Raw genomic sequence first — 26,846 nt, forward strand, 5'->3', positions numbered from 1 at the left:
CTTGAGGGACCGGCCCGACCCGGAAGACGATGGGACGGACGGGAAACCCCCAGCCCCTCCCTGATCCCGCCCAGGGACAGCAACCCGCCCGAAGCCCCCGACCCGCATCTCTGATGCCGCCCGTGGACGTCCCGCCCCCGAAGCCACCGCCCCACATCCCCGATCCCGCCCAAGGGCAACAACCCACCCGAAACCCCCGCCCCGCATCCCTGCCACCGCCCAAGAACAGCAGCCCACCCGAAGCCCCCGCCCCGCACCCCCGCCCCGCCCCGACCCCGCCCCGCGGACACCCACCCCCCGAAGCCCCCCTCAGAGGTACTCCCGGGCGAACTCCACCGCCCACTCCACCGCGGCCACGGGGATGCCGATGGCGCCCACCCGCGGGTCGACGGTGAGGCGAGCGGTTTCCCAGCCCTCGTCGTGGTCGCGGTGGATCACGAAGTGCGCTTCCTGGGCATCGCCCCCTCGCCGCGTCACGGAGAACTCGATCGCCCGGTCGTCACCGTCCGTACCGACCGTGGTGATCGCCATGTCACCGACTACGAACTCCACTGCCTCGCACCCCTCACTGGCTGTACCCGACGAGCAGCAACAGCAGGAACGCCACGAAGACCGCTCCCGCGATCACGAGGCCACCCGCCACTGCCGTGATCACCGCACCGACCCGTTCGACGCCCAGGCGGTGGTCCGCCGGCTTCCACTCGCCCTGACTCACGCCCCCAGCCTCCCCACCGCCACCCCCCGACGCATGAGCCCGCGTACTCAGCGCACGTACTCAGCCCTCATACTCGGCGCACGTACTCGGCGCACGTACTCGGCGCACGTACTCAGCCCCCCCCTTAGCCCGCGCACTCAGCCCAATGGGCTCACCCTCGCGCTTCTCCCGGGCTTCACCCCCAGGGGTGACGAGCGCAACATCCGCGCTCGGCCCTCACCCGCCCCTCACCCATTCCGCAGGCCGGAACGGCGGCGTGGCCCCCGTTTCCAAGGGCGGAGCCCGTCGCCACCCACCCATCGCACGAAATGGGACATATCTGCCTTCATGTTCGGCTGAAATGCCCCAGCGGGCTCACGGGGAGCCCCGTAAGCTCCCGTTATGCAGGTGATCCAGTCAACGAAACTCGCCAATGTCTGCTACGAGATCCGCGGCCCCGTCCTCGAAGAGGCGATGCGGCTCGAAGCGGCAGGTCATCGCATCCTCAAGCTCAACACCGGCAACCCCGCGGCCTTCGGCTTCGAGTGCCCGCCGGAGATCCTTGAGGACATGCTCCGCAACCTGGGCACCGCCCACGGGTACGGGGACGCGAAGGGGCTGCTCTCCGCGCGCCGCGCGGTCATGCAGCACTACCAGACCAAGGGCATCGAGCTGGACGTCGAGGACATCTACCTCGGCAACGGCGTCTCCGAGCTGATCCAGATGTCGATGCAGGCGCTGCTCGACGACGGCGACGAGGTGCTGGTCCCGGCGCCGGACTACCCGCTCTGGACCGCCTCCGTCTCGCTCGCCGGCGGCACGGCCGTGCACTACCGGTGCGACGAGCAGTCCGACTGGATGCCGGACCTCGCCGACATCGAGCGCAAGATCACCGACCGCACCCGCGCGATCGTGATCATCAACCCGAACAACCCGACCGGCGCCGTCTACGACGACGAGATGCTGCGCGGGCTCACGGACATCGCCCGCCGCCACAACCTGGTCGTCTGCTCGGACGAGATCTACGACCGGATCCTCTACGACGGCGTGACCCACACCAACACCGCCGCCATCGCGCCGGACCTGCTGACGCTGACCTTCAACGGGCTCTCGAAGAACTACCGCGTCGCCGGCTACCGGGCCGGCTGGATGGCGGTCTGCGGCCCGAAGCAGAACGCCTCCTCGTACATCGAGGGCCTCACGATCCTCGCGAACATGCGCCTGTGCGCGAACATGCCTTCGCAGCACGCCGTGGCCACCGCGCTCGGCGGCCGGCAGTCGATCGAGGACCTGGTCCTGCCCGGCGGGCGGATCCTGGAGCAGCGCAACGTCGCGTACGACCTGCTCACCCAGATCCCCGGCGTCACCTGCGTGAAGCCGAAGGGCGCGCTGTACGCCTTCCCCAAGCTCGACCCGGCCGTCTACAAGATCAAGGACGACCGGCAGATGGTCCTGGACCTGCTGCGGGCCGAGAAGATCATGGTCGTGCACGGTACGGGCTTCAACTGGCCCGAGCCCGACCACTTCCGGATCGTGACCCTCCCGAACGCCGTGGACCTGGCCGATGCCGTGACGCGGATCGGGAACTTCCTCGACGGCTACAGCCAGCCCTAGCGCCACGCGAGTCAGACAATAGGATTGAGCTCAACTTTAGAACGGATCCAATGTAGGATGGTCTCCTGACCACGCAGGAGGCCACCTCATGTACGAGCCGATCCGCACCAAGTCGGTCGTCCACCGCGTGGGCGGCAACCCGACCGCCGACTATCCGCACCGGAGCCGCGGCGAAGCGCTGGACATCCAGCTCGCCGGGCACCTCGCCGCCCTGCTCGCCGTCACCGACGAGCTCGGGCTCGCCGAGGACGCCGCGAGGATCGCCGCACAGGTCGCGCGGCTGCGGGGGGCCCAGCCCGCCCGAGCGCCGCAGCAGGAGCCTGCCGGGGACGGCGCGGCCCTGCACCAGCGCGCGCACGACCTCGCCGCCCGCGCGCTCCTCGTCGCCGCGTCCCGCGCAGACACCACCGCCGCGATCCTCGCCGCCGAGCGCATGGACGCCCACGCCGCCGCCCTGAAGTCCCTGGACCTGGCCGGCGCCCTCTGACGGCCCCGGTCCGGGGCCGCGGAGGCTCCGGACCGGGCGCCATACCCCTGCGGGGAGCCCGGCGGACGGAGCCCGGCCCCGGCGGGGTCACCTCCGGCTGCGCCCCTGCCCGTGCGGTCCGGGCGCGCCGCCGCCACTGGGGCTTCGCTCAAGGCTCCAGCTGCTCCATCGCGACCACGCCCGCGACCCCGCACCACGGGACCGTCGCCGCCGGCCAGACGGGGCCGACCGCCTCGGCGCGTTCCGGCGTTCCGGGGGCCATGCCCGGGATCTTCACCAGGGCCTGCGCGACCCGCGTGCCCGGCTCGGCGTGTTCCCGGTCGCGGAACTCCACCGTGACCACGTAGGAGCCCTGGCCCGTCGCCTCCACCATCGCCGCCACGCGCCGGCTCGCCGGATCGATTCGACACCCGGTCACCCGGGCCCGTACGTCCTCCACCACCTCGCGGGGCGGCTCGCCGCTTGCCCACACGTACAGCCCCAGCGGGGCGAACACCAGCAGCCCGGCCACTGTCACCAGGCCGACCAGCCAGCCCTGCCACTTCAATGCGCTCACGCCCATGCCCAGATCCTCCCGGGCGGCTGCCCCTCCTACCAGCACCCACGGGCTCACACAGCATTTCGAAGTGGGACCGCCTGGACACCTGACGTTCATTCGACTCGTCGCGGAATGTGGGTTTCCGCGAGCACTCTGCACCCGTGAGACGCATCCTAGGAATCGTCCTGGGTGTGCTCCTCCTCGGAGGCGTGCTCTTCATCGCCTTCTTCCAGGGGCACGACCCAGACCCCACGGCAACGAAGACCGTGGTGAACGGCGTCATCGGCTCGGAGAAGTCCGCATTCTTCCACGACCCGAACGTCGTCAAGGCGCTCGCCGCCAAGAACTACGAAGTGAAGACGGAGACATCGGGCTCCTGGGCGATGGACCAGCTCGACCTCAAGAAGCTCGACTTCGCCTTCCCCGGCAGCAGTGAACCCGCCAAGGAGGTGGAAGCCGCAGCGGGGGTCAAGGGCGCGCAGGAGACCAAGCCCTTCTACTCCCCGCTCGTCGTGATCGCCCGGTCCAACGCCGCCAAGGTCCTCGCCGACAACGGCCTCGCGAAGACGACCGGCAAGAACACCGGGACCCTCCTCATGGGCCCCTTCCTCAAGGCCGCCGCCGAGGACCGCACCTGGCAGCAGCTGCCCGGATCCTCCGCCCACGCCGAGCTGACCGGCACCGTGTTCATCAAGACCACCGACCCGGCCACCTCCAACTCCGGCGCCCTCTTCCTCGCCGCCACCTCCAACGTGGCGAACGGCAACAACGTGGTATCCGACGACGCCGGCATCGCCCGCACCGCCCCGCTGATGCGCAAGCTGATCTCCGTCCAGGGAGCCCTGGAGCCGAGCACCGACGACCCCTTCCGGGCCTTCATCAGCGGCAGCGGCGAACCGCTCATCCTCGTCTACGAGTCCCAGGTGGCGTCCTTGCTCCTGCAGAAGCAGGGCGGGGGGAACGTCGACGACATGGTGGTCCTCTACCCGGACACCACGGTCAACACGGCGCATACCTTCGTGCCGCTCAGCGACAAGGCCAAGGCGCTCGGCACCCTCCTCGCGACCGACCCGAAGCTGCGCGAGCTGGCCCTGCGCCACGGGTTCCGCCCGCAGGACGGCGTGCCCGAGTTCACCACCGCCACCGCGCCGCACGCCGCGTACCTCAACCCGGGGCTGACCGGCATCCGCCAGGTCGGCACACCCACCGTTAAGATCCTGATGGCGCTGGCCGCACGCGCCAAGGGCCAGGAGGCACCGTGACACTGACGTCAACCGCCGACGGAGCCGACGGCCCGCTCGTCCTCACCGCTCCCGAGCCCGTCGCGCCCGTCCGCAAGGAGCAGGCAGCGGGCCTCGTACCGCTCCAGGACGGCGTCCGCGACGAGATGGCCCGCCGCGCCGGGGAGTACGTCGGCACGCTCGCCGGGATCGACACCCGCTCCCCCGAGTTCGCGCAGCGCATCGGCGAGATCGCCGGGCTCGGCTCGGCCGACATCCGCTCCGCCGCCCAGCAGTCCAACCGGATGCTGGAGCGGGCCGTGCGCTCGCTCGGCTCCGACGGGGGCGGCGACGCGCAGGCCCGGGTGGCCGGCTCCCTCGTCGAACTGCGGCGCACCGTCGAGGACATCGACCCGCGGGACACGCCCGCCAAGGGGGTCGGCAAGCTGCTCGCGAAGCTGCCCGGCGGCAACAGGTTCCGCGACCACGTGGCCAAGTACGCCTCCTCGCAGGCCACCCTCAACAAGATCGTGGGCGCGCTGCGCGGCGGCCAGGACGAGCTGCGCCGCGACAACGCGGCCTTGCACACCGAGCGCTCGCGGCTCTGGGAGACCATGGGCAAGCTCCAGGAGTACGCGGTCCTCACCGAGGCCCTGGACATCGCAGTCGAGCAGCGGATCTCCGAGGCCGAGCGGACCGACCCGCAGCAGGCCGACGCGATGCGCGCGGACGTGCTCTTCCCCGTCCGGCAGAAGCACCAGGACCTGCTGACGCAGCTGGCGGTGTGCGCGCAGGGCTACCTGGCGATGGACGTGGTCCGGCGCAACAACGAGGAGCTGATCAAGGGCGTCGACCGGGCCGCGACCACCACGGTGTCCGCGCTGCGGATCGCCGTGATGCTGGCCTCGGCCCTCGACAACCAGCGCAAGGTGACCGAGCAGGTCAACGCGTTGCGCGGCACCACCGAGGAGCTGATCCGGGGCAACGCGCAGATGCTGTCCACGCAGAGCGGTGAGATCCAGCGGATCGCGGCCGATCCGGCGGTGGGCGCGGAGACCCTGCGGACGGCGTTCGCGCAGATCTACCAGACGCTCGACGCGATCGACACCTTCAAGGTGCAGGCCACGGAGAACATGGCCGCGACCGTGGAGTCCCTGACCGGGGAACTCCGGACGGCCTCGGCGCATCTCGCGCGGACGCGCACCGCGAGTGTGCTCGACGGCGGTGCCCAGTGAGCCGGCGCGAGTACCGGCGGGGCCGGCTGGTCGTGGGCCTGGTCATCGCTTCGATCGTCGGCGCGAGCGGCTGCACTTCCGACGGGCCCGACCGGCCCGGCGACCCGAAGCCGACCGCCTACAAGGAGGGCACCCTGCGGGTGCTGGCCTCCAGCGAGCTCGCCGACATGCAGCCGGTGCTGGAGCAGGCCAAGAAGGCCACCGGGGTCACCGTGAACCTCACCTGGTCCGGGACCCTCGACGCCGCCGAGCAGGTCGCCTCCGGGAAGGCCGACGGGAAGTACGACGCGATCTGGCTGTCCTCGAACGACTACCTGCGGCTGCGCCCGCAGGCCGCCGGGAAGCTCGCCAACGAGACCCCGGTGATGTCCTCGCCCGTCGCCCTCGGCGTGAAGCCGGAATCGCTGGCCCGGCTCGGCTGGAAGCCGGAGGAAGTCACCTGGTCGGCGGTGCACGAGGCAGTCGCGGGCGGCAGGCTGACGTACGGGATGACCGACCCGGTGCGCTCGAACTCCGGTTTCTCCGCGCTGGTGTCGGTGGCCTCGGGCCTGTCGGGCGCGCAGGCGGCGCTGACGGACGCGGACGTGAAGGCGGCCGCGCCCCGGCTGAAGGAGTTCTTCGCCGGGCAGAAGCTGACCTCGGGCTCCTCCGGCTGGCTGGCCACCGCCTACGCCCAGCGCTCGGACGTGGACGCGCTGGTGAACTACGAGTCGGTGCTGCTCTCGATGAACCGGGACGCGAAGGCTCCGCTGACGGTGATCCGGCCGCGTGACGGCGTGGTCACCGCGCACTACCCGCTGGCCCTGCTGACCTCGGCCCCGGCCGGGGCCCGCGAGTCGGGCCGGGCGCTGACGGAGTACCTGCGCGGGGCGCAGGCGCAGCAGGAGATCACCGGGAAGACGTTCCGCCGGCCGGTCGCGGCCGAGGTGGCACCGGCCCCCGGGCTGGGTGGGGAGAAGCGGCGCGAGCTGCCGTTCCCCGGTTCGCTCGCGGTCGCCGACGGGCTGCTGGCCTCGTACGAGAACGAGCTGCGGCGGCCCTCGCGGACGGTGTACGTCCTGGACACCTCGGGTTCGATGTCCGACGACGACCGCATCGGGCGGCTGGAGGCGGCGCTCACGGACCTGACGGGCAGCGGGAGTTCGGGGACCGGGGAGCGGTTCCGGGACCGCGAGGAGGTGACGCTCCTGCCGTTCGGGTCCACGGTGAAGAAGGTGCGGACGCACGTGGTCGAGCCCGGCAATCCGGGGCCGGCCCTGGACGCGATCCGGGGCGATGTGAAGTCCTTGCAGCCGGAGGGGGGTACGGCGGTCTACAGCAGCCTGGAGGCGGCGTACGAGCAGCTCGGCAAGGGCGGCACGGACGCGTTCACCTCGATCGTGCTCATGACGGACGGCGAGAACACCGAGGGCGTCGGAGCCAAGCACTTCGACTCCTTCTACGCCGCGCTGCCGGAGGGCCAGAAGCACACCCCGGTCTTCGCGGTGCTGTTCGGGGACTCGGACCGCAAGGAGCTCACCCACATCACCGAACTGACCGGCGGGCGGCTCTTCGACGCCACCGACGGGAACGGTTCGCTGAACGGAGCCTTCGAGGAGATCCGTGGCTACCAATAGAGCGGCCGGTGCGGCCGTCGGCAGGGCGCTCGGCACGGGCTTTCTCAACTACCTGGAGTCGAAGAAGAACCTGGCCGGCTCCGCCTGCGGGGTGGCCGGTCTGGGCCTGAGCTTCGCCGGGGTGGGCGGCTCGTTCTGGCCGGTGGTGGTCGCCGGGCTGTACGGCGCGGGCGCGCTGATCGCCCCGCCGGAGCGGGTGGATCCGCCGCACTACCCGGACGTCGCCGAGCAGCTGGGTGTCGTACGGGAGGATTTCGGGCGGCTGCGCGAGTACCTGGCCGAGGTGGACCTGCCGCCGGCGGCGGGCGGGAAGCTGGCCGAGCTGATGGAGCTGTACGCGGCCCTGCTCGATCCGGGGTGGGTGGCCGATGCGCTGGCCGCCGAGCCGGAGTGGGTGCACGCACTGTCGCGGGCGATCCGGCTGGACGTCCCGGAGTGCGTGGACACGTACAACCGGACGCGCTGGTGGACCCGGATGACGTCGGGCGCCGAGTCGCCGGAGCGGCACCTGGAGCGGCAGCTGGTGGTCCTGTACGACGAGGCGGAACGCGTGACGGCCGGCCTCCACGAGGTGGAGGCCGGCCGTCAGCAGACGCACACGACCTATCTGGAGGAGCGCGGACGCTCCTGACAGGCCGGTGCTGCGGTGGGCGCCGCTTGGTCGGGGGCTCCCACAGCGGTGGGCGCCGCTTGGTCGGGGGCTCCCACGTTCATTGGCCCTTCTTCAGGGCGCGTCCTGGCTCAGCCCAGGCGCTCCACGAGCGCGTGGTACTGGTCCCACAGCTCCTTGGGCGTGTGGTCGCCGTAGGTGTTCAGGTGCTCGGGGACCAGGGCGGCCTCCTCGCGCCAGACCTCCTTGTCGACCGTGAGGAGGAAGTCGAGGTCCTCGGCCGGGAGGTCGAGGCCGTCGAGGTCGAGGGACTCCTTGGTCGGCAGGATGCCGATCGGGGTCTCGACGCCTTCGGCGGTGCCGTCGAGGCGGCCGACGATCCACTTCAGGACGCGGCTGTTCTCGCCGAAGCCGGGCCACACGAACTTGCCCTCGTCGTTCTTGCGGAACCAGTTCACGTAGTAGATCTTCGGGAGCTTCGCCTGGTCCTTGTCGGCGGCGACCTTGACCCAGTGGGCCATGTAGTCGCCCATGTTGTAGCCGCAGAACGGCAGCATGGCGAAGGGGTCGCGGCGCAGCTCGCCGACCTTGCCCTCGGCGGCGGCGGTCTTCTCGGAGGCGATGTTCGAACCGATGAAGACGCCGTGGTTCCAGTCGAAGGACTCGGTGACCAGCGGCACGGCGGAGGCGCGGCGGCCGCCGAAGAGGATCGCGGAGATCGGGACGCCCTTGGGGTCCTCCCACTCGGGGGCGATCGTCGGGCACTGGGAGGCCGGGACGGCGAAGCGGGCGTTGGGGTGGGCTGCCGGGGTCTGCGAGTCCGGAGTCCAGTCGTTGCCCTTCCAGTCGATGAGGTGCTTGGGCGCCTCTTCGGTCATGCCCTCCCACCACACGTCGCCGTCGTCGGTGAGCGCGACGTTGGTGAAGACGGTGTTCGCGTACATCGTCTTCATGGCGTTGGCGTTGGTGTGCTCGCCGGTGCCGGGGGCGACGCCGAAGAAGCCGGCCTCGGGGTTGATCGCGTAGAGGCGGCCGTCCTCGCCGAAGCGCATCCAGGCGATGTCGTCGCCGATGGTCTCCACCGTCCAGCCGGAGATCGTGGGCTCCAGCATGGCCAGGTTCGTCTTGCCGCAGGCGGAGGGGAAGGCGGCGGCGACGTACTTGGCCTCGCCCTGCGGCGGGGTGAGCTTGAGGATCAGCATGTGCTCGGCGAGCCAGCCCTCGTCGCGCGCCATGACGGAGGCGATGCGCAGGGCGTAGCACTTCTTGCCGAGCAGGGCGTTGCCGCCGTAGCCGGATCCGTAGGACCAGATCTCGCGGGTCTCGGGGAAGTGCGAGATGTACTTGGTGGTGTTGCACGGCCACGGGACGTCGGCCTCGCCCTCGGCGAGCGGAGCGCCGAGGGTGTGGACGGCCTTGACGAAGAAGCCGTCGGTGCCGAGCTCGTCCAGGACGGGCTTGCCCATGCGGGTCATGGTGCGCATGGCGACCGCGACGTAGGCGGAGTCGGTGATCTCGACGCCGATCGCGGAGAGCTCGGAGCCGAGGGGGCCCATGCAGAACGGGACGACGTACATCGTCCGGCCCTTCATGGAGCCGCGGAAGATCCCCTTCTCGCCCGCGAAGATGTCCTTCATCTCCGCCGGGGCCTTCCAGTGGTTGGTCGGGCCCGCGTCCTCTTCCTTCTCGGAGCAGATGAAGGTGCGGTCCTCGACGCGCGCGACGTCGGAGGGGTCGGAGGCGGCGTAGTAGGAGTTCGGGCGCTTCGTCTCGTCGAGCTTCTTGAACGTTCCCTTGGCGACGAGCTCCTCGCACAGGCGCTCGTACTCGCCCTCGGAGCCGTCGCACCAGACGACGCGGTCCGGCTGGGTGAGGGCTGCGATCTCGTCCACCCAGGAGATCAGCTCCTGGTGAGTCGTCGGGATGGTGGGAGCCGCGTTGTCGCGCGCCACGATTGCTCCTTGTTGAGGGGTTTGTTTGGTGTAGGCCCCGTGGGGGCTGCGACCCGGACGCTTCGCGCTCCGCTCATCCGGTGTCGACCGCACTCATCTGATCATCCGGTGCATGTGCGCATATGTCCAGAGGGCCTCTCACGTGAGCATCGCCACGTCCGTCAATCTTCCGTAAAGAGCACCGAGGGAAACCTACGGACCCGTAGGTAGCATGTCGCCCATGACTTCTGACGCCGCCGCCGCACCGGAGCCGGAGGCCAAGCCGCTGATGCGCGGCTGGCTGCACCTAGGAATGTTCCCCGCCGTGGTGGTCGCGGGGCTGGCCCTGATGGCCTTCACCGACTCGACCCGGGCGCGCGTGGCCTGCGGGGTCTACATCCTCACGGCCTGCCTGCTCTTCGGCGTCAGCGCGGTCTACCACCGCGGTACCTGGGGGCCGCGCGGCGAGGCCATCCTGCGGCGGCTCGACCACGCCAACATCTTCCTCATCATCGCGGGGACCTACACCCCGCTGACCGTCCTGCTGCTCCCGCCCTCCACGGGCCGGACGCTGCTGTGGGCGGTATGGCTCGCCGCCGCGGCGGGCATCGCCTTCCGCGTCTTCTGGGTCGGCGCGCCGCGCTGGCTGTACACCCCGTGCTACATCGCCATGGGCTGGGCCGCGGTCTTCTTCCTGCCCGACTTCATGCGCACCGGCGGCATCGCAGTCCTGGTCCTGGTGATCGTCGGCGGCCTGCTGTACAGCGCGGGAGGGGTCATCTACGGGATGAAGCGACCAAACCCCTCCCCCCGCTTCTTCGGCTTCCACGAGGTCTTCCACTCACTGACCCTCGCGGCCTTCGTCGCGCACTACGTCGGCATCTCGCTCGCCGCGTATTCTCACTAGCCGTTCCCGCGCGGGCCTGCCAAGGTGACCGCATGGGGTGGACCTTCAAGCTGCACGGCGTGCTCGCGGGCGCACTGAGCGCGCTATTGCTGCTGGCCGCCGCGGCCCCGGCGCTGCCGGGCTCAAGCGGGCTCATGGCCGCCGGACTCCTGCTCGTCCTTCCCCTCGGCGTCGCCGCCGTGGTGCGCTCGATGCGGGCCGGGGCGACCAGGCGACTGCGCTGGCTCGCCTTCCGGTGTCTGCCGGGTGCGGTGCAGGGGGCGCTCGCGGCGCTGCTCCTCGCTGGTGCCGTCCTCGTCGGGCTGTCCGGTACCGGGGACATGCAGGATCCGCAGATCGTGGACGGCCGGTACTCCGTCTTCGACACGAGCGCGCTGACGCGCACGCGCGTCGAGGTCTCGCGCGAGCAGTACGAGGAGGTCGCCTCCGGTGAGCGGCGTCTGTTCCTGGTCCTCCCCGCGATCCTGCTGGCCGCCACCGCCGGCCTCGCCCTCACCGCCGGGGAACTGCGGCGGGGCGAGGCGCGGACTGCCGCTTAGCAGGCGTACCCGTCGCGGTCGGGGTCCAGGCGCAGCGGATCGCTGCCGTTGACCTTCATGCGCTGCGGGTACTGGTGGGCGGCCAGCCAGTCGCAGCGGGCCTTCGTCGTCTCCTTCACCTCCGCCGGGAAGCGGGTCGGTACGCACAGGTTGACCGTGCCGTAGTGGCGGTCGCAGCCGGCCACGCTCGGCGCGACCGGGACGGAGTCCCGCTCAGCCGCGTTGTCCTTGGCGGGACCCAGCTTGTCGGCGAAGGTGTGCTCGTGCGCGGCGGGCTGTTCCTCGGCGGCCGCCAGCGCCGGGGCGCCGCCCAGGTGGACCCAGGTCGCGATCGACGGGACGCCGTTCGCGTCGACCGCGAACAGCATGTACCAGCCGGGCGGCGCCAGGTTGGGGTTGCTGGTGACGCTCAGGTCGATGTTGTTCCCGTTCACCGTCATCGGCAGGTCCACGAACCGCTGGTTCGGGTCCGACGAGTGGGTGACCGCCGCCGGACGGATCAGCTCCGCCTTGGCGACCGGCCGGTCGACGGTGATCCGCTGCGTGTCCCCGTACACCCACTGCGTGTCGATCACCGAGGTGATCTGCGGCCGCGGTCCCTTGAAGAGGTAGGGCGGCGTGTAGATCGACACGTTGTGGTTGTACGTGCCGTTGCCCGGGTTGTCGCCGACCGACATGACCCGGCCGTCCGGCATCAGGAACGACGCCGAGTGGTAGGTCCGCGGGATCGGGTCGGCGGCCAGTCCCGCCTGGTAGGTGTTGGTCACCGGGTCGAAGAACGAGGCCTCGAAGACGGGGTCGGCCCGGTCGTGCAGCCCGCCGCCGGTCTCCAGTACCTTGCCGTCCGGCAGCAGCACGGCCGACACGTACATCTTGCCCTCGGCGCCGGTCTGCGGCCGCTTGCCCGCGCCCGTGTCGACCAGGCCCTGCGGCAGGTCCGGGCCGGCCGTGTAGGCGGGGCTCGGCTTCTTCAGGTCGATGATGTCGGTGATCCGGTTCGCGGCCGGGTTCGTCTCGTTGTTGCCGCCGCCGATGGTCAGGACCCGCTGGTCCTGCGCCGGAGGCAGCAGGACGCTCGCCGACTCGTCACGCTGGTCCTTGTTGCGCAGCCCGGGCACGTCGGTGACGGTGTTGGCGTTGTAGTCGTAGACCGAGGAGCCGGTGCCGGGCGTGTTGTTGCCGAAGGTGTGGCTGCCCGAGTAGAAGAGCCGCCCGTCCTGCATGAGGATCATCGACGGGTACAGGCCCCAGTACGACCAGGTCTGGTTGACCTCGTTCATCGGGAGCCACTTGTTCTGCGCCGCCGAGAACTTCTCCGCGGTCACGTTGCCCGTGGAGTCCTCCTTCAGGCCGCCGAAGGAGATCACGTCACCGTTGCCGAGGATCGTCGCCGACGGGTACCAGTGCCCGCCGTTCATGTCGTTCGTCTTCGTGTACGCCTCGGTCGCCGGGTCGAATACGTAACTGTCCTTCAGCCCCTGGTAGCCGATCTTGCCGTCCGCGGACGGATAGCCCTTGTTGCCGCTCATCACGAGCACCCGGCCGTCGGCCAGCTGCACGTGCCCCGAGCAGAACATGTCCACCGGCGTCGGGATCGTCCTGAAGGACCCGTTCGCCGGGTCGTACACGGCCGAGGTGAAGGTGCCCGCGTTGAACTGGGCGATGTCGTTGCCCGAGCCCGCGATCAGCAGCACCTTGCCGTTCTTGAGGACGACGGCGTGCATCGAGCGCACCGGGTTCTTGGCCGGGATCACCTCCCACCTGCCCTTGGCGCACTCCTCCGCCGTGCCCGAACAGGTGGGCTGCGGCCCTGCCGCGCCCACCTCCTCCAGGGCGTAGTCGTCGGTGGTGAGCGTGCCCACCCCGTAGACCGACAACCCCCACGCGATCTTGTCGGTACCAGGCGGGACGGCCGGCGTACGGACCTGCGTGCGCGCCCATCCGGCACTGACCGGCGGATTCTGCAGATCGGTCCAGTACTGCCAGGCCCCGGTCGCGGCCTCCCGCCGGAACACCGTCACCGAGACGTCCGGGGTGTTCGACTTGTACCAGGCGGAGAGGTCGTACTGCTTGCCCGGCGTGACGGTGGGGGCACAGGTGGTGTTCTCGGTGACCAGCGCCTTGCGGTCGCCGTTCACGCGACGGGTGAGCGAGACCTTCATCGCCTTGGTGCCGCTGTGCGCGTCGGCGACGGTGGCGAAGGTGAAGTCGTTGTCGCCCCAGCCCGATTTGGACCAGCAGGACGGCATGTCGGCGCCGGGCGCGCCGGCGGTCTCGAAACCTGGATTGGTGAGCAGATTGGGCGGGCCGGCCGTGGCCTGCTGCGGTGCGGTGAGCAGCAGTCCCGCGGTCGTCGCCCCGACGGCCAGCAGGGCGGCCCGCCGCCCTGCCCTCCGCCGGATCTTCAGACGCATCGAAAGCTTCCCTTCTGTGCGGCTCAACTCCTGGTGTGACGCCCCGCCTTGCGCGAGCTGCGCGGCAGGTAGACAAGGGCCTCGGTGGCCGCGTACCGAAGGACGAAGGTGGTGACCAGCGCGAGGGCGGTGGCGGGCAGCACCGACATGCCGAGCTTGGCGACGAACACCGCGATCAGCGGGATCCGCAGCAGCAGATCGGCATTGGCGAGCAGCACGAAACGGCCCACCCGGTCCGCCCAGTGGCGGTGGCGGCGGTCCCGGAAGAGCAGGACCTCGATGAGGACGAAGTTCCACAGCACCCCGGCCTGGTTGGCGACGATCTCCGCCGGCAGGTAGTGCATCCCGGCGTGCGTGAGCAGCCAGAGCGCGGCCAGGTTCGGGACGAAGCCGGAGAGCCCGATCAGGCCGAAGCCGACCATCCGGGCCAGGGGGGTAGCAGATCGCAGCGAGGCGAGGTGGGCGAGGAAGCGCATGCCCTCGCGGGCGGTGGACTTGGACTCGCCCGAGAAGCGGTCCTGGAAGACGAAGGGCACTTCGGCGACCTTCGCCGGCCGGCAGCGCACCGCCAGCTCCAGCAGGATCTTGTAGCCCAGCGGCTTCAGGGCGTCCGCGGTGACCACCGAGCGGCGCATGGCGAAGAAGCCGCTCATCGGGTCACTGATCCCGCGCAGGGCGCGCGGGAAGAGCCCCTTGGTGAGCCAGGTCGCGCCGCGCGAGACGGCGATGCGGTAGCTGCCGGCGAGTCCGGCCCGGCTGCCGCCGCTGATGTAGCGGGAGGCGACGACGAGGTCGGCGCCGGTGCGCATCCCCTCGCCTACGAGCTCGGGCACCAGGTGGGGCGGATGCTGGAGGTCGGCGTCCATGACGACGATCCAGTCGGTGTCCGCCCGCCGCACCCCCTCGACGACCGCGCCGCCGAGGCCGCCGTCGGCGCTCTCACGGTGCAGGACGGCCACCGGGAAGGGGTACTCCACCGCGGCCTTCTCGATGACGGCCGGGGTGTCGTCCGTGGAGTCGTCCACGAACAGCACCCGGCACGGCAGGTGCTCGGGCAGCGCGTCACCGAGCCGGCGCAGCAACTCGTCGATGTTTCCGGACTCGTTGAAGGTCGGAATGATGAGGGTGACGCTGCCGGTGACCGTCTGCGCGGCGGTGAGGTCCGAATCGATCGGGGCATGGAGGGACCACAGGTCCTCGCTCATGGCGGCTCAGCTCCCACTCTGCGGGCCGGCGCCGTCGGTGCGGTTGCCGGCGTCGGCGCGGTCGGTCCGGCGGATCTCTATGCGGTCCTCGCCCGAGCCGAAGACGGCGACCGCCGTCGAATGCTCCAGCGCGGCCTTCACGTTCGGCAGGTTCACCGCGTCGCGGCGCACCGTCGGCGAGGACACGACGTAGTCGATGTCCCGCCAGCCGTGCGGCAGCGTCTTGGTGACGGCGGGGTCGAGGTCGGCCTTGTAGAACCAGATCGCGCCGAGCCCGGGCTCGTAGCCGCGGTGCACGGCGTCCAGCCACAGCGCGTCGTCCAGCAGCACCCGGGTGCGCGCCGGATCGTCCACCTCGCTGCCGAGCCAGGCCGCGGCCTGCCGGTACGGGGCGTTCGCGTCGACCGTGAGCGCGGTGCGGTTGCCGTCGTACCAGCGCGGCAGGACGTACACCGCGGCGCACGCGGCGAGTACGCCGAGCAGCGCCCAGCGCGCGTACACCAGCCGCCTGCGCTCCCCCGGGGCCCGGCGGCGGCGCAGCACGGCGTGCGTGACGCTGGCCGCGCCGCCCGCGAGGACGAGGGCCAGGAACGGCAGCGCCTGGATCACGTACATCGCCGGGAGGTAGCCGGAGGGCCGCAGCGCGACGACGGCGAGGATGACGGCGGCGAGCGCGGGACCGGCGAGCGCGCGGGCGGTGACCGACCAGCGCAGGGTGGCCAGCAGCAGGACGGCGCCGGCCAGCCCGCCGAGCGGCAGGACCGTGTCGTAGTAGAGCCAGGAGCGGAAGACGCCGTTCGAGCCGGAGCCGGCGTCGAGGATGAAGCCGGAGCCCTCGCGGCCCATCTGGTAGGTGATGCCGTCGATGAGCGAGACGTGGCCGGAGCCGGGCAGCAACTCGCCGTTGAGCAGGGCGTACAGCGGATAGGCCAGCCCTATGAGCACGCAGGCGGTGATGGCTCCGGTGACGGCGAACTTGCGGGTGTCGCGGTGGCTGTGGCGCCACATCGTCACCAGCAGCGCCGGAAGCACCACCAGCATCGTCTCCTTGGTCAGGACTGCGGTGGCGGCCGCCAGCCCGGACCCGAAGTGGTGCCACAGGTGGCGGCTGGGCGACGCGGCGAGGCAGAAGGCGAGCAGGATCCACATCACCGCGAGGTTGTCGAGGAAGATCTCGCGCTGGAGCACGACGGAGAGCGGGGAGAGCCCGAAGAGGCCCATCGCGAGCCCGGCGGCCCAGCGCGGCAGCCACAGCCGGCGCGCCAGGACGTAGATCAGCACCGAGCTGGCGGCGGAGACGACGAGCATCGAGAACCGCATCGTCGCGACGGTCATCGAGTCGGGTACGAAGAGGGAGGGGAGGTACGTCAGGCCCGCGACCTGGATCCAGCCGAGCGGCGGGTGGTCGTACCAGTACGTGTAGTGGGCGAGGCCGTCGCCCTGCTGGACGGCCCACGCCTGGGCAAGGTAGGTGCCCTCGTCGTCGCTGAGGGTCGGGAAGTCGGTGATGTTCCAGCCCTGGACGAGGACGATCACGAGCAGCAGGACCCCGCAGAGCAGCAGGTCGGGGCGGGAGGAGCGGAAGCGCACGAGCGGACGGGCGGGCGCGGGCGGCTCGACTCCGAGCCCGCCGCGGCCCTCCCGCTGGGCGGGGACGCGGGGCTCTGTCGCGGTGGCGGCGGCGATGGCGGTCGCGGCGGGGTGGGGATCAGTGGCCGTGGGCAGGGTGGCGGTCACCGGTGACTGTCCTCTCGGAGCGCGGAGTGCGCGGAGTGCGCGGCGGGCGAGGTGGACGCGCTGTACGTGGGCACGGCGGAGGCAGAGGCAGAGGCGGCGGAGGCGGAGGCCAGGGCCGAGGCGGACGCCGTGGCGGCGGCCGTCGCCTCGCCGAGGTGGGCGCCGGTGTGGCTGGTCAGTTCCCACTCGCTCTGGCCGCGCTGCTCGCGCCAGACCGCGCGGATCGCGGCGCCGGCGAGCAACACCTGGTAGAACGGGCCGCCGACGACGAGCTTGACGTAGTGCGAGAAGCGGACGGGCAGTCCGTACTGCCTGCCGAAGTCGTGCAGGCCGACGATCTCGAAGACGAACGTCACCATCGCCGTGATCATGGGGAGGAAGGTGATGATCGCGATGCCGACCGGTACGTCGAGGAAGACCGCGACGGCGAAGTTGAGCGGGATGATCACCCCGGACGCGGCCTGCATGAAGGGCGTCATCAGCGTGTAGCGGGCCAGCCAGCGCTGGCCGCGGCCGGGCAGCTGCTGCCAGTCCTTCTTCCGGTACACCTGGAGGAAGCCCTGGTTCCAGCGGGTGCGCTGCTTGAGCAGGCTCAGCAGCGAGCCCGGTGTCTCCTCGCGGGTGACCATGTCGGAGTCGTACGCGACGACCACCTTCTTGCCGACCGACGAGAGCCGCACGCCCAGGTCGCAGTCCTCGGCGAGGCAGTTCGGGTCCCAGCCGCCGGCCTCGCGCAGCACCTCGGTGCGCACGAAGACGGTGTTGCCGCCGAGCGGGATGAAGCCCTTCTCGGCGTGCAGGTGCAGCCGGGAGCGGAACCAGAAGAAGTACTCCAGGCAGTTGCGCAGGCTGTACCAGCTGGAGTGGAAGTTGATCAGCTGGACCCCGCCCTGGACCACGTCGGCGCCGGTGGAGCGGAAGGCGTGGTCGACGTGGGAGAGCAGCTCGGGGTGGACCTGGTCCTCGGCGTCGAAGACCCCGACGATGTCGCCCCGGCAGGACGGGAGAGCGGTGTTGAGAGCCTTCGGCTTGTTCTTGGTCTCGTGGTGGTCGACGACCACCCGGACCCTGGCCGGCTCCCGGGCGGCGGCCCGCTCCGCGACCGCGGCGGTCTCCGGGTCGTCGTGGCCGACGATCACGATGATCTCGTAGTCGGTGTGGGTCGACTCCAGGAGCCGGTCGATGGTGTGCTCCAGCACCGCCTGCTCGTGCCGGGCCGGAAGCAGCAGGGAGAAGGCCAGCCGGCCGCCCCCGTCGGGGCGGTCGAAGCGGGTGGAGGCGAGCACCTCGGGCGTCCGCCAGGCGTGCATCTGCCACCAGAGCGTGAAGGCGGCAATCCCGAAGAGCGCAAGCGAAATCACAGAAATGAACACAGAGGTGTACAAATTGTCCCCCCAGACATGCCGCAACCCCAGGCGGCGATCGTCAAACCCCGGAGGCTCACGGCAGGCCCCCCGGCCCGCCGCCCCCCAACTTCCCCCCGTGCGCACCCCCCAGTGCGCCGCCCCGGTGACTCCCGAATGACACCACGAGATTAGACAGTGAACATGACACCCACGAGCACTTCAGATAAAAACCACGTTTCTGAACTCATATGAGAGCAACCGGAATTGACGGTACTCCGGTTACTTCAGGGGCGAACCGTGCCCAACTGCTCCGCCAGCTCGACCGGATCCGTCGTAGGCCGCGCGCAGACGAAATGTCGACACACGTACGCCGTCGGAAGGTCGTGTACAAGTGTGCGCTCGGCCAGCAGGGGGAACTCACCCCCACCACCGTCCGCCGAACGCGGCATCCCGGTCGCCACCACGGCCCCAGGAGCCGTCCCCAGCAACGCCGTCCGGTGCAGCGCCGCCCGGGCCGGATCCTCCAGGTGACCCACGACCGCCACCTCGCGCGGCCCGTCCAGCAGCGCCTCGGCGACCGCCAGCCCGTGCCCGATGAAGCGCGGGGCACGCGGCCCGAGGGCGTGCACCACCCCGAGCGCCTTCTCGGCCGCCGTGCGGTGGGCCTGCGAACCGGTGTGCGCGGCATACGACAGCAACGCCCCGGCCGCGGCCGTCCACCCGGACGGCGCCGCCGTGTCGGTGGGGTCCTGGGGCCGCCTGATCAGCGCTTCGGCGTCGTGCGCGGTGTCGTAGAGCGAACCGTCCTGCGCGGTGAACTGGTCCAGGACCAGGTCGACGAGGAACCCGGCGAACTCCAGCCAGACCCCCTCACCGGTGACGGCGGCCAGTGCCAGGAACCCCTCCGCCACATCGCCGTAGTCCTCCAGCACCCCCGCGTTGGCCCCCACGTGGCCGTCCTTGCTCGTCCTGGCCAGCCGGGCCCGTCCGTCCATGTGCACGCGCACCAGCAGATCGGCGGCCTCGGTGGCCCGCTCGGTCAGGTCGGGACGCTCGAAGTACGCCCCGCACTCCGCGAGCGCGGCGATGGCGAGCCCGTTCCACGCGGCCACGACCTTGTCGTCGCGCCCGGGCGCGGGCCGCGTCTCCCGCTCGGCGAACAGCCGCGCCCGGATCGAGGCGATCCGCTCGGCGTCCGCCGCCGGCCCGTCCTGGGGCAACTGGAGGACGGACTTCCCGTGCTCGAAGGTCCCCTCCTCCGTCACCCCGAAGTACGCGACGGCCAGATCCCCGTCGTCCCCTCCCAGGACCTCCCTCAACTGAGCGGGCGTCCAGGCGTAGTACGCCCCCTCCACGTGCTCGCCGCTGAGCGGGTCTTCGCTGTCCGCGTCGAGGGCGGAGGCGAAGCCGCCCTGGTCGGTCCGCAGTTCCCGGACCATGAAGTCGGCGGTCTCCAGGGCGACCCGGCGGGCGAGATCCGAGCCGGTGGCCCGCCACAGGTGCGCGTAGACCCGGCAGAGCAGGGCGTTGTCGTACAGCATCTTCTCGAAGTGCGGCACGACCCACTCCCGGTCCACGGAGTACCGTGCGAACCCGCCGCCGAGCTGGTCGTAGATCCCGCCGCGGGCCATGGCCTCACAGGTGTCGGCGGCCATCTGCAGCGCCCCTTCGGCCCCGGTACGCGCGTGGTGGCGCAGCAGGAACTCCAGCACCATGGACGGCGGGAACTTCGGCGCCCCGCCGAACCCGCCGCGCGTGGCGTCGTAGTCCCGCGTCAGCCCGAGCAGCGCCCCCGCCAGCTCCTCGGGCCCGGGGGTGCCGGCCTTCCCGTAGTCCAACTGCCGTCCGGCCAGGTCCCGTACGATCCGCTGCGCGACCTCGGTGACCTCCTCGGGCCGCCCCACCCATGCGGTCCGCACGCCTTCGAGGACCTGCATGAAGGAGGGCATGCCGTGCCGCGGCTCGGGCGGGAAGTAGGTCCCGAAGTAGAACGGCTCGGCATCCGGGGTGAGGAACACGGTCATGGGCCACCCGCCCTGCCCGGTGGCGGCCTGCACGGCCTCCATGTAGACGGCGTCAACGTCGGGCCGCTCCTCGCGGTCCACCTTGATGTTGACGAAGTGCTCGTTCATGTAGGCGGCGGTCAGTTCATCTTCAAAGCTTTCGATGCTCAAGACATGGCACCAATGGCACGAAGAGTAACCAACGCTCAGTAGTACAGGGACGCCCCGCTCCCTCGCCTCCGCGAAGGCCTCGGGCGACCACGGCCACCAGTCGACGGGGTTGTCGGCGTGCTGGAGCAGGTACGGCGAGGTCTCGTTCGCGAGGCGGTTCGGCATACTCCCATCCTGCCGCACCACCTGGTACGCGGCTCATGACGAGGCCATCAGGCCGCCGGTTCGGCTGCCTTTCTGCGATCAGCCCACTTCCATACCGGGACCACACGGGTGTAGTCCCAGGCGCCGCAGCCCTTCCTCCCTGGTGTGATCACGAGGTGGGTGAAAACGGAGGCGATCACCTTCCGCTTCTCCTCGAATCCCATCTCTTCCGACTGCCACCGCAAGCGCATCGGCTCCGGCAGCCGGACCCGACCCTGTCCGTCGCCCGGGAAGAGCAGCCGCTCGATGGCGTTCTCTACGAGGGGACCGCTGATGGCACATCGCCCGCAGCCACGACCCGAGACGCAGACGTAGCTGTACGGGCTCTTGCGACTGGTGCTCTTGCCACCGCCCATGAGCTGATCACACCTACCGCCACCCGCAGTCCCTGCCCCACAGCGCAGGAATCCGCTGGCGAGATACTTCGGGGCGGCCTTGCGGTCGGTCAGTCGCGGGCTGAGCGGGCCCCGGTGCATGTACAGGTTCCCCGCGGAGAACGTTGCGCATGCAGCCCTCCACTGCTCTGGCGTAACGATGGCCTGCCATGCGCCGACCAATGGTGTCCCGGTCTCCGGATCGATCAGCAGCTCGCCCCGGTTGGCACGGAAGCCGCACACCCTCGGAGCCGTGATGATCTGCGTGACCGTCTGCGGATTCGGGCGGCCGCCGCGCGTTCCCGTGACGCCCAGTGCCACCCACTCTCGCGCCACCTGTCCAATGGAACCACCGGCGATGCGGTGCTCGACCGCCTTGCGCACGAGCTCCGACTCAACCGGGTGCAGGGTCTGTCGGTCCTCTTGCCAGCCGAAGGGCCGGGGCCCGCTGTGCGGCAGTCCGTCCATGGCCCTCGACCAGTGCCAGTCCTGCACGCGGCGACTGCGCACCTGCCCCTCGGCGACGGCCCCCTGGAGCGATTCGATGCCGTGCAGGAGACCGGCCTTGCTGTACGGATCACGGAGCCCGTCCCGGGCGACGAACACGCGGCCGGGCGCCGAAGTGAGCGCCGCCATGAACCGGATGAAGTCCTCGGGCCTGCGGTAGAGGCGGTCATCGGCAACGGCGACGACGCCGCGGAGTGGTCCGGCCGTGAAGGCATGGCCCCGGTGGAGGTCGGCGAGCAGGTGGTCGAAGGCCGGGCGTTCCCGGTCGTCCCTGGTGGCGCTGCGCGCGTTGTCGGTGTAGGTCGACACGACGACGCAGCCGTGTTCGCGGGCCGTGCGTTCGTTGATGCGGTGCTGCTGGCGGACGCCACGCGCGTCGCGTTGCGGTGAATCCTGTGACGTGCGGGCGTACGAGGCGACCGGTATCCGGCCCATGGCGCGTTTCCCCTTCGTGAATTGTTGCGATGCTCGCCATAACTCACGAACGGACAGTCGGGTTACGCCCTGAGCAGGGGTGCCAGGTCCTTCAGCCAGGCGTCGCGGGTCTGGGTCCAGGTGGTGGGGCAGGCCGCGCGGGCCGGGGTGGCGAGGTCCTGGTGGCGGGCGGGGGCGGCGCCGTAGACCGCGCAGCGGTGGGATTCCGCGCGGGCGGCGTCCGGGGCGTGCTCGTCGGTGGGGTCGGGGGCGGGGCCGGCCGCCGCTGCGAGGTCGTAGGCGCGGGCGGCGGTCAGGAGGGTCTGCTCGCCCTCCGGGTGGCCGCGCAGGAGCATCAGCTGGGCGAAGCGGTCGGCGGCGTCCTCCTCGGCGCGGTCGTCGCCGCGGACGGGCAGGTCGAGCGCGTCCACGAGGGCGTGGCCGGCCTCGTGGTAGAGCGTCTCGCGGACGACCTCGGCGAGCGGCTCGTCCGCCGGCCGGTGGTCCGCGTCCTCGAAGAGCTCGCGGTCCTCCGCCAGGTCGTCGTAGCAGAGCTCGATGCGGAGCTTCTCCGGGTCGTAGCCCGTGCCCTCGCCCGTGCAGGAGCGGGCGAGGACGGTGACCCGGTACGGGACGGCGACGTACGCGTTGAGGTCGGCGGCCACCGTCTCGGCGAGCTTCCGCTGCTTCAGGAACCGGGCGGCGTCGAGGTCGCCCTCCACCGGCTTCTCGTAGCGCGGTACGAATCCCCGGGCGGGCAGGGCCTGTTCGCACCCGGCCAGGCCCGGCATCAGCACGGCCGCGCAGCACAGGGCCGCGGCCAGGCGCCGTACGGCGGTCATGCCCGGGTGCAGACGTGCGTGGTGGTGCTGCCGCTGGTCTCGATGTGGCGGATGCGGAGGGTGTTCTTCTCGTATTCGACGGACAGCTTCTGGCCGTCGTTCGCGTTCGCGTGGCCCGGGGGCTTCCACGGAAAGGTGAGGGACACGGTCTCGCCGACCGTCGCGGGGACGGTGAGCGCCTCGCCGCCGGTCAGGCGCTGGACGCCCTTGGGGGCCTCGTAGACGTCCAGCACGAGGTGGCCGCCGCGCAGCAGGAAGCCGCCGTGCCAGGTGCCTGCGGCGCCCTCCCATTCGATGGACCAGCCGCCGTTGCCGCCGCCGTCCGCGTTGACCGTGGCTTTGCCGCGCCCCGTGCGACCGCCGGGGGTGGTCGATTCGATGGTCCAGGAGCCCTTGATGAAGGCGTCGAAGGCGCGGCCGGCCACCGTGGGGGCAGGGGTGGGAGTGAGAGTGGGGGCCGTCGATGGGGAGGGGGACGCCGAGGCGGAGGGGGTGGGGGTGGACGCGCCGGGGGCGGTGGTGTCGGACGAAGTGGTGGCAGGTGACGCGGACTTGTCCTTGCCTTCGCCGGTGCAGGCGGCGAGCACCGAGGCCCCCACGCCGATGGCCAGGTAGCGCAGCGCGTTGCGCCGGCCTATGAGCCGTGCGGCCGTGCGGATCTCCCGTACCGTCACCAGGTCTCCTTTTTATACGAGTTGGATCAACGTGGATGACTATAGGACGGTCGCGGTCACCAACTCCCTCTTAACTAGCTCAGATTCCCTCGCGCTCGTGAGCGTCCCGACGGACACTTGTGGCACGTTGCCGGAGCTCTCTGAGGGGGATGCCGATGCGGGACAGCCATCGCGGTGAGGCCGAGCGGCTGTTGGAGCGGGCCGTGGACGAGGAGGGCCGGCGGAGCGCGGCGGGCACACCGGTCGACAAGGCGGCGCTGCTGGCCCGCGCCCGGGAGGCGCTGGACTCGCTCGCGGCGAGTGCGGCTCCGGAGTACGAGGCGTACGTAACGGCCCTGGACGAGGCGGCGGCCGGCGAGCAGTCGCTCGGTGAGGCCTTCCGGCGCGGAAACACGTCAACCGCCTTACTCGTCACGGCGGTTGCGGCGGCCGCGGCCGTCGGGGCGGACCTGTCGCTCGGCGTCGCGGCCGGTACGGCCCTGACCGCGGGGGCCGTCGCGGGCGTCGCGGGGGCGGTCGCGACGGTGGCGAAGGTGACGGCGCTGCACCTGCCGGCGGCGAACCGGCGGGCCGGTGAGCGTGGTCGGCCGGGCGGGCCGGAACAGCTGAGGCTGCAGTGGCTGTCGGCGCTGGAGGTGCGCGGCATACGGCCGTTCCTGGAGCAGCAGCGAGCGGTGGCCGCGGCGGCGCGGGCGCCCCGGCCGGCTGCCCGGACGGGCACGCCGCCGCTGCGCGGGACGGACCGCAGTGCGGAGGCGCGGCGGCGCAGCGTGCTGGAGCAGTCCTTCGGGCAGCTCCCCGATCCGGCCGGGCCGTTCGCGGGTCGGCGGGCGGAGTTGACGCGGATCGCGCAGTGGGTGCAGGCGGCCCGGGCCAGCACGGAGACCCGCCCGGTGGTCGTGGTGCTGCACGGCGAACCGGGGGTGGGCCGGACGGCGCTGGCGCTGCGGGCGGCGCACGGGCTGCGGGACCAGTTCCGCGGCGCGTGCGTGGTGGATCTGCGGGGCGGCGACCCGGGCGCCCCGCTGTCGACGCGGGAGGCGCTGCTGCACCTGCTGAACCGGCTGGGTGCGCCGCGCGAACAGCTGTTGTTCCGTGAGGGGGCTTCGGCGGATCAGCAGGTGCGGCGGCTGGGCGAGCTGTACCACCAGCACTTGCAGGGGCTGCCGGTGACGGTGGTCCTCGATGACGCGGTGGATGCGGCGCAGGTCCGGCTGCTGGTGCCCGAGCGGTCCGAGAGCCTGGTGCTGGTGACGGCGCGGGAGCCGCTGGAGCTGCCCGCGGATCTGGCGGCGTGGGTGCACCAGCTGCCGGTGGAGCGGCTGGCGGAGGCGGAGGCGGTGGAGCTGGTCCGGGCGGTCGCACCGGGTACGGCCGCGGCCGCGGCGGAGACGGACGCCGACGCCCGGGCCCAGGCGGACAAGGCCCTGGCCGCCGTGGTGGAGGTGAGCGGCGGACTGCCGCTGGCGCTGCGGATGCTGGCCCCGCTGGCCCGGGCGGGCCTCTCGGACCCCGGCCTCTCGGACCCCGGCCCGTCAGGTCCCGGCCCCTCGGACCCCGGCCTCGCCCCGGATCCCGTCGACGGCCACCCGGTCGAGCGCGCCCTGCGGGCCGCCGACGCCCGCCTCGCCGAGCCCGCCCGGCTGCTGCTGCGGCGGCTGCCCCTGGCCGGGCGGGCCTCCCTGGGCGGCGCGGCCGCGGCCGCGCTGGCCGACGTAACCGAACAGGCGGCGCTGCGCACGCTGGAGGAGCTGTGGGAGGCCGGGCTGATCGAGCGGGTGCGCGGGCAGCGGTTCCGGATGCACGACGCGGTGCGCGCGTACGCAGCGGCCCGGCTGGCCGCGGAGGAGGACCGGGACCGGTCCTCGGCGGCGCACGAGCGGCTGGTCCGCAATTACGCGCAGCTCGCGGACTCGGTGATCCGGATGGTCGACGGGAAGATGTCGACGCGGGCGAACCACTTCGGCAATCACGGCTTCACCTCGCTGGACGCGGCGCTGCGCTGGCTGGACGACGAGTCGAGCTTCATCACGGCGGCGCTGCGGCATTCGGAGGGGGTGGACCAGCAGGCGGTACTGGACCTGCTGGGGGCGCTGTGCGACTTCTGCCTGCTGCGCGGGGACCTGTACCGGCTCGGTGAGATCGACGAGCTGACGCAGGCGGTGGCGTCGGCGGCGGGGCAGTCGGGCGGAGTCGGCGGGCAGCAGGGGCGGCTGGTGCGGTCGGTGCAGTGGCGTACCGGTATCGCGGCGCGCCAGCTGGGCGAGCTGGACAAGGCCCGCACCACGCTGACCTCGGTGGTGGACCAGTACATGGAGGCCCATCAGGAGGCGGGGGCGGCGATGGCGCTCGTGTCCCTCGGCATCACCTTGCACCACCAGGGCAATCTCCCGGAGGCCGCGGCCCGCATCCGTGAGGCGCTGGTGCTCCAGGAGCCGCCGGAGCTGGCGGGCGACCGTGCGTGGGGCCTGCACGCGCTGGCCGCGGTGGAACGGGACCTGGCGCATCTGGGGGAGGCGATGACGCTGCTGGAGCAGTCCCTCGCCCTCCACCGGGAGAGCGAGAGCATGCACGGCGAGGCGTGGGCGCACTTCCAGCTGGGCCAGGTCTACCTGCGGGTCGGCGACGTGGGGCGGGCGGAGGCCGAGCTGCGGGAGGCGCTGGACCTGTACGGGCGTACGCGTGACGACCGCGGTGAGGCGTGGGCGCTGACGCAGCTGGGCCGGGCCCGGGTGGTGGACGGGGATCCGGGGCCGGCGCTGGAGCGGCTGCGCGAGGCGCTGGCCCGGCACCGTGAGGCGGAGGACGCGCGGGGCGAGGCGTGGACGCTGTACTACCTGGGGCAGGCGCTGGAGGAGGGCGGCGAGCGCGATCAGGCGGTACGGGAGCTGGAGCGGGCCCGGACGATGTTCTCGCGGATGCGGGACGTGTACGGCCTGGCGCACGCCCGGCACCACTCGGGCCGGGTGACGCGGGACCAGCGGGCGGCGCAGACGGGGAACCTGAAGAACTCGGGCTTCGCGCGTCAGCTGCTGGTGGACGCGCGGGCGGATTTCCGGCGGATCGGGCTGGCGCACGGCGAGGCGTGGACCTGTCTGGAGCTGGCGGTGGTGGACGCGGGCAACGCCAAGATCTCGCAGGCGCTGGACCTGTGCGAGGAGGCGGTGCGGCTGTTCATCTCCTACGGGGACCGGCGCGGGGAGGACTGGGCGCGCTTCCTGCGGTGCACGCTGCTGCCGTACGCAGACCTGGCGGACCTGACGGTCCCGGGGGCGCCGGAGGAGGCCCGGGCGGAGCTGGCCCGGCTGACGGCGGCGCCGCATCCGGCGCGGGACGGGCGGCTGGAGGACTGCCTGGAGTCGTACGGGGTGATCCTGGGCCGCGGGGTGGACCCGGCGGAGGGCTGGCAGGCGTGGCGGCTGGGCCTGGTCCCGAACCTGCATTCGCGGGAGATCATGGGCGTTCCGCTGCCGCCCCAGGCCCCGGCGACGACCGTGTGACGCGCGGATACCGCCCCGGCCGGTCGGGCGGGGGCGGTCACGCGGCGGATGTCGGCGCCGCTCG

At 71.5% G+C, this 26,846-nt stretch carries 21 protein-coding genes; 9 read left to right on the forward strand and 12 right to left on the reverse strand.

The genetic code is table 11. The features are described from left to right. Window positions 1-309: 309 nt before the first annotated feature. Complete coding sequence (locus ACFYOB_RS22230; RefSeq protein WP_388561990.1) at window positions 310-552, reverse strand: hypothetical protein; 243 nt, start codon at window positions 550-552, stop codon at window positions 310-312. A gap of 13 nt (window positions 553-565) precedes the next feature. Continuing rightward, the gene (locus tag ACFYOB_RS22235) at window positions 566-715 is read right to left on the reverse strand and encodes a hypothetical protein (RefSeq protein WP_388561992.1); all 150 of its coding nucleotides are present in this window, start codon (window positions 713-715) and stop codon (window positions 566-568) included. Between the two features lie 381 nt (window positions 716-1,096). Here ACFYOB_RS22235 and ACFYOB_RS22240 point away from each other — a divergent pair, with 381 nt between their 5' ends. Continuing rightward, window positions 1,097-2,308, forward strand: coding sequence for a pyridoxal phosphate-dependent aminotransferase (locus ACFYOB_RS22240; protein ID WP_388561994.1), 1,212 nt, complete (start codon window positions 1,097-1,099; stop codon window positions 2,306-2,308). Window positions 2,309-2,396: 88 nt separating this feature from the next. After that, the gene (locus ACFYOB_RS22245) at window positions 2,397-2,795 is read left to right on the forward strand and encodes a hypothetical protein (protein ID WP_388561996.1); all 399 of its coding nucleotides are present in this window, start codon (window positions 2,397-2,399) and stop codon (window positions 2,793-2,795) included. Window positions 2,796-2,943: 148 nt separating this feature from the next. Here the strand turns inward: ACFYOB_RS22245 and ACFYOB_RS22250 are convergent, their stop codons facing one another. After that, window positions 2,944-3,351, reverse strand: a complete 408-nt coding sequence (locus ACFYOB_RS22250) for a hypothetical protein (protein WP_388561998.1) — start codon at window positions 3,349-3,351, stop codon at window positions 2,944-2,946. Between the two features lie 143 nt (window positions 3,352-3,494). On the opposite strand from ACFYOB_RS22250, the gene ACFYOB_RS22255 reads away from it, so the two are divergent. From ACFYOB_RS22255 to ACFYOB_RS22270, 4 genes are read left to right on the forward strand one after another with little or no spacing between them, the layout of a single operon-like run. After that, the gene (locus tag ACFYOB_RS22255) at window positions 3,495-4,595 is read left to right on the forward strand and encodes a hypothetical protein (protein ID WP_388562000.1); all 1,101 of its coding nucleotides are present in this window, start codon (window positions 3,495-3,497) and stop codon (window positions 4,593-4,595) included. Beyond that, window positions 4,592-5,788, forward strand: a complete 1,197-nt coding sequence (locus ACFYOB_RS22260; RefSeq protein ID WP_388562002.1) for a toxic anion resistance protein — start codon at window positions 4,592-4,594, stop codon at window positions 5,786-5,788. Before ACFYOB_RS22255 ends, ACFYOB_RS22260 begins: the two co-directional genes overlap by 4 nt. After that, complete coding sequence (locus tag ACFYOB_RS22265; RefSeq protein WP_388562004.1) at window positions 5,785-7,404, forward strand: substrate-binding domain-containing protein; 1,620 nt, start codon at window positions 5,785-5,787, stop codon at window positions 7,402-7,404. The genes ACFYOB_RS22260 and ACFYOB_RS22265 overlap by 4 nt, the downstream gene beginning before the upstream one ends. Then, window positions 7,391-8,035 (forward strand): hypothetical protein, encoded by a 645-nt coding sequence (locus tag ACFYOB_RS22270; RefSeq protein WP_388562006.1) that lies wholly within the window; start codon window positions 7,391-7,393, stop codon window positions 8,033-8,035. The genes ACFYOB_RS22265 and ACFYOB_RS22270 overlap by 14 nt, the downstream gene beginning before the upstream one ends. A 110-nt stretch (window positions 8,036-8,145) precedes the next feature. Here ACFYOB_RS22270 and ACFYOB_RS22275 read toward each other — a convergent pair whose 3' ends face one another. After that, entirely contained in the window at window positions 8,146-9,966 is a 1,821-nt protein-coding gene (locus ACFYOB_RS22275; protein WP_388562008.1) for a phosphoenolpyruvate carboxykinase (GTP), read from the reverse strand. A 211-nt stretch (window positions 9,967-10,177) separates the two neighbouring features. On the opposite strand from ACFYOB_RS22275, the gene ACFYOB_RS22280 reads away from it, so the two are divergent. Continuing rightward, on the forward strand, window positions 10,178-10,852 hold the full coding sequence (locus ACFYOB_RS22280; protein WP_388562010.1) for a hemolysin III family protein: 675 nt from the start codon (window positions 10,178-10,180) through the stop codon (window positions 10,850-10,852). Between the two features lie 32 nt (window positions 10,853-10,884). Beyond that, window positions 10,885-11,391 carry a hypothetical protein gene (locus tag ACFYOB_RS22285; protein ID WP_388562012.1) on the forward strand — a complete coding sequence of 169 codons (507 nt, stop codon included), beginning with the start codon at window positions 10,885-10,887 and terminating at the stop codon, window positions 11,389-11,391. Here ACFYOB_RS22285 and ACFYOB_RS22290 read toward each other — a convergent pair. From ACFYOB_RS22290 to ACFYOB_RS22325, 8 genes are all read right to left on the reverse strand, one after another. Beyond that, window positions 11,388-13,805 carry a galactose oxidase-like domain-containing protein gene (locus ACFYOB_RS22290; RefSeq protein ID WP_388562014.1) on the reverse strand — a complete coding sequence of 806 codons (2,418 nt, stop codon included), beginning with the start codon at window positions 13,803-13,805 and terminating at the stop codon, window positions 11,388-11,390. The genes ACFYOB_RS22285 and ACFYOB_RS22290 overlap by 4 nt on opposite strands. A gap of 23 nt (window positions 13,806-13,828) precedes the next feature. After that, window positions 13,829-15,010, reverse strand: coding sequence for a glycosyltransferase (locus tag ACFYOB_RS22295; RefSeq protein WP_388562016.1), 1,182 nt, complete (start codon window positions 15,008-15,010; stop codon window positions 13,829-13,831). A 6-nt stretch (window positions 15,011-15,016) separates the two neighbouring features. Further along, window positions 15,017-16,747: a phospholipid carrier-dependent glycosyltransferase gene (locus ACFYOB_RS22300; RefSeq protein WP_388562018.1), complete on the reverse strand. Its 1,731-nt coding sequence runs from the start codon at window positions 16,745-16,747 to the stop codon at window positions 15,017-15,019. Further along, entirely contained in the window at window positions 16,744-18,132 is a 1,389-nt protein-coding gene (locus ACFYOB_RS22305; protein ID WP_388562020.1) for a glycosyltransferase, read from the reverse strand. The genes ACFYOB_RS22300 and ACFYOB_RS22305 overlap by 4 nt, the downstream gene beginning before the upstream one ends. Before the next feature lie 245 nt (window positions 18,133-18,377). Further along, window positions 18,378-20,432 carry a thioredoxin domain-containing protein gene (locus ACFYOB_RS22310; protein ID WP_388562022.1) on the reverse strand — a complete coding sequence of 685 codons (2,055 nt, stop codon included), beginning with the start codon at window positions 20,430-20,432 and terminating at the stop codon, window positions 18,378-18,380. 47 nt (window positions 20,433-20,479) lie between these two features. Then, on the reverse strand, window positions 20,480-21,787 hold the full coding sequence (locus ACFYOB_RS22315; RefSeq protein WP_388562024.1) for a recombinase family protein: 1,308 nt from the start codon (window positions 21,785-21,787) through the stop codon (window positions 20,480-20,482). A gap of 62 nt (window positions 21,788-21,849) precedes the next feature. Beyond that, on the reverse strand, window positions 21,850-22,608 hold the full coding sequence (locus tag ACFYOB_RS22320) for a DUF4344 domain-containing metallopeptidase (RefSeq protein WP_388562026.1): 759 nt from the start codon (window positions 22,606-22,608) through the stop codon (window positions 21,850-21,852). Continuing rightward, on the reverse strand, window positions 22,605-23,282 hold the full coding sequence (locus ACFYOB_RS22325) for a hypothetical protein (protein ID WP_388562028.1): 678 nt from the start codon (window positions 23,280-23,282) through the stop codon (window positions 22,605-22,607). Before ACFYOB_RS22325 ends, ACFYOB_RS22320 begins: the two co-directional genes overlap by 4 nt. Window positions 23,283-23,437: 155 nt before the next feature. Between ACFYOB_RS22325 and ACFYOB_RS22330 the strand changes: the two genes are divergently transcribed. Continuing rightward, on the forward strand, window positions 23,438-26,782 hold the full coding sequence (locus ACFYOB_RS22330; protein ID WP_388562030.1) for a tetratricopeptide repeat protein: 3,345 nt from the start codon (window positions 23,438-23,440) through the stop codon (window positions 26,780-26,782). Window positions 26,783-26,846 lie beyond the last annotated feature (64 nt).

The sequence above is a fragment of the Streptomyces sp. NPDC006463 genome (assembly GCF_042870715.1).
Taxonomy (GTDB): Bacteria; Actinomycetota; Actinomycetes; order Streptomycetales; family Streptomycetaceae; genus Streptomyces.